Raw genomic sequence first — 2,744 nt, 5'->3', positions numbered from 1 at the left:
GACCGCCGTGACCGGTGAGGACGACACCGTGCATTTTTTCGGAAAGCGACAACAGTTTTCTCCGGTAGAATGATTCCTTTACTTGCGTCAGTAGAGCGTTTGCTCTACTTCGTCAAGCATGGCTGATACCAAAACCAGAATCGCTGCCGGACTTGAGCAGGCATTTGCGCAACATGGCTTCGCGGAACCGAACATCGACATTTTGCGCGAAGCGGCCGGTGTCAGTCTGCGTACGCTTTACAAATACATGCCGTCCCGCGAAGAAATGGTCCTGAGTGCGCTGGAACACAGGCATCGGCGCTATATGCAGCTGGTTATTGCGGATCTTCCGGAAAATGAAGAAGGAGAGGTCCTGAGCGAAATCCTCGACAGAGTGTCGGAGTGGATGTCGACCGAAGCAGCCCATGGATGCCTTTTTCATGCAGCTGTGGCCGCCGCGCCCCGGGACGCAAGGCTGCGTGCCTTGCTTGAAAGGCACAAGCGGGAAGTTGCTCAAAGAATTGCGGCCTTGTCCGGCCTGTCTGACTGCGAAGGTGAAATCACACTGATCATAGAAGGTCTTATGCAGAACTGGCCGTTGCATGGCAGCAAGGCAACTGCATCTGCAAAGCGATTGGGGGAATTGCTTCTGAGCGGAAACCGGCCATCGCTGAAATCGGCCTGATCGTTTTCTGGCAAGGAGCGCCGGGGCAACGCCGGTTTTCAGGTTTTAGCAAAACAGACTCGACCACGCTGAACGCTTCTGCCGATACCGGCTCCTGCATCGTGATTTGAGTTGTGAAAGTGATAGCCTCTGAATTAGTAGTTACGCTTCTGACCAGCCAATCGCGATCCATCGCATCCCCAGAAACAGGACACCTGAAATGAACTCAACCGATCGAGAGAACCGTCTCAGGATCATGATCCTCTTTGGTGGCCGATCAGACGAGCACGAAGTCTCGATCCTGTCGGCCACAAATGTGCTTGCCGCATTGAACCAGGCAAAGTTTGAAGCCGTTCCGGTTTATGTGTCGCGAGACGGAACCTGGAAGCTGGGTGAATATGCGGAGGGGACGCTGTCTTCGCCATCGGACGGACAGACCGTCTTTCCCATTCCCGGTGGCAAAGGGGAAATCGTAAGCTTGTCGTCTTCCGGAGATGTGCTTGATTTCCATCCCGTTGATGCGGTGTTCCCTGTCCTTCACGGCCAGTGGGGAGAAGACGGATCGGTTCAAGGACTTGCCGCTGTTGCCCGTATTCCACTGGTCGGTTGCGGAATTCTTGGTTCAGCGAACGCGCTCGATAAGGAGGTCGCCAAAAGACTCTTGCGCGAAGCCGGTCTTCCAGTCGCCAAATCCGTCACAATCAACCAGCAGAATGCGGTTTCCTACGACGACCTTCGCGATGAGCTTGGCCTACCGTTTTTCTTGAAACCCGCGACGCAAGGATCGTCGGTCGGTGTCGGGAAGGTGTCCAGCGAAGAAGAATACAACACCGTTCTTGCGAGCGGTTTCGAACTCGATCGCAAAATGATCGCCGAAGAGTTCGTCGAGGCAAGAGAGATCGAGTGCGGGGTGCTCGAAAATCCGGACGGAAGCCTGTTCGTCTCGCGCATGGGCGAAATCGTCACTGCCGGTACCCATGATTTCTACACCTATGATGCCAAATATGTGGATGCCGACGGGGCCGACATCCTTGTGCCGGCTGATATTCCCGGTGATGCCGAAAGACTGATGCAGTCCATGGCCCTGGAAGCGTTTCGCGCTCTCGGCTGCGATGGCATGGCCCGCGTCGACTTTTTCCTGAAACCGGATGGTTCTGTCGTCATCAACGAGTTGAATACAATCCCGGGATTCACCGATATCAGCATGTATTCAAAGGTCATGGCAGCAAGCGGCATCAGCTATGGCGATCTTATTGAACGTCTAATCGATCATGGTCTGAGCCGGCACGAGAAAGACACTTGATCCGCTCTGAACTGCATTCAAGTTTCAGGAAGCGGTTCGGACGGAGTTTGATTGGTTGCTTGAATGTGCACTTGCCAGCTTGGACACAAGAATATCCGCGACAAGAGAAACATGCGGTTCAGGCCTGGTCGACTGATGAACCGAAATGGCAACATCGCTCAATGGCGGCAGACCCGCCTGACCGTCGACGATGCGCAGATTCGCCGGGATCGTAGCGGCCTCCATGACAGAAACCGATGACCCTTCACGCAAAGCGGTTTCAATCAACCCGATACTGCGCGTGGAACAGGCAACGTGCCAGGACCGGTCAATCCGCTTGAGGGCATCCAGGGCTATGTCTCGGCACACGCAACCCGTTGGGAACAGGACGAGCGAAAGCGGTGACGAAGGATCGTCGAGATAGTCGGACGATGCCACCCAATGGAGCGGCTCATAGCGGGCTACCTGACCGGCAACGGAGCTTGGCGCGTGTGTCGCGACCACGATGTCGAGTTCTCCCGCCTCGAGGATCGGCACCAGTTCACTAGAATTGTCACAGGTCATTTCGACCCTAAGGAGCGGGTGGTCTCTTGAAATCGCCGAGAGGATCGGCGGCAACAGGTAAGTCGCGTAGTCGTCCGGGGCACCGATGCGCACAAGTCCTTCCGCTTCGGGTCTGAGGATGTGGGACAACGCGGCGTCATTCGCTGCGAGAATTCGGTTTGCATAGACCAGCAGGATCTCGCCGGTATGTGTGATCGAGACCGACTGACGGGTTCTTGCGAAAAGGCGCTTTCCGACAACCTCCTCGAGACGCTT

3 protein-coding genes are annotated in these 2,744 nt (G+C 55.5%); 2 read left to right on the top strand and 1 reads right to left on the bottom strand.

Features of this window, described 5'->3' with window-relative positions:
- The first annotated feature begins 118 nt into the window (after window positions 1-118).
- Together K5905_RS31160 and K5905_RS31155 are read left to right on the top strand one after the other, a co-directional pair.
- On the top strand, window positions 119-664 hold the full coding sequence (locus K5905_RS31160) for a TetR/AcrR family transcriptional regulator (protein ID WP_297591599.1): 546 nt from the start codon (window positions 119-121) through the stop codon (window positions 662-664).
- Window positions 665-863: 199 nt separating this feature from the next.
- Entirely contained in the window at window positions 864-1,946 is a 1,083-nt protein-coding gene (locus tag K5905_RS31155) for a D-alanine--D-alanine ligase family protein (protein ID WP_297591598.1), read from the top strand.
- A 24-nt stretch (window positions 1,947-1,970) separates the two neighbouring features.
- On the opposite strand, the gene K5905_RS31150 is transcribed toward K5905_RS31155, so the two are convergent.
- The coding region (locus K5905_RS31150) for a LysR substrate-binding domain-containing protein (protein ID WP_297591597.1) at window positions 1,971-2,744 on the bottom strand (774 nt) is incomplete at its 5' end.

The organism is Roseibium sp. (assembly GCF_025698965.1).
Classification (GTDB): Bacteria; Pseudomonadota; Alphaproteobacteria; order Rhizobiales; family Stappiaceae; genus Roseibium.
This window is presented reverse-complemented; position numbering and strand designations above follow the sequence as displayed.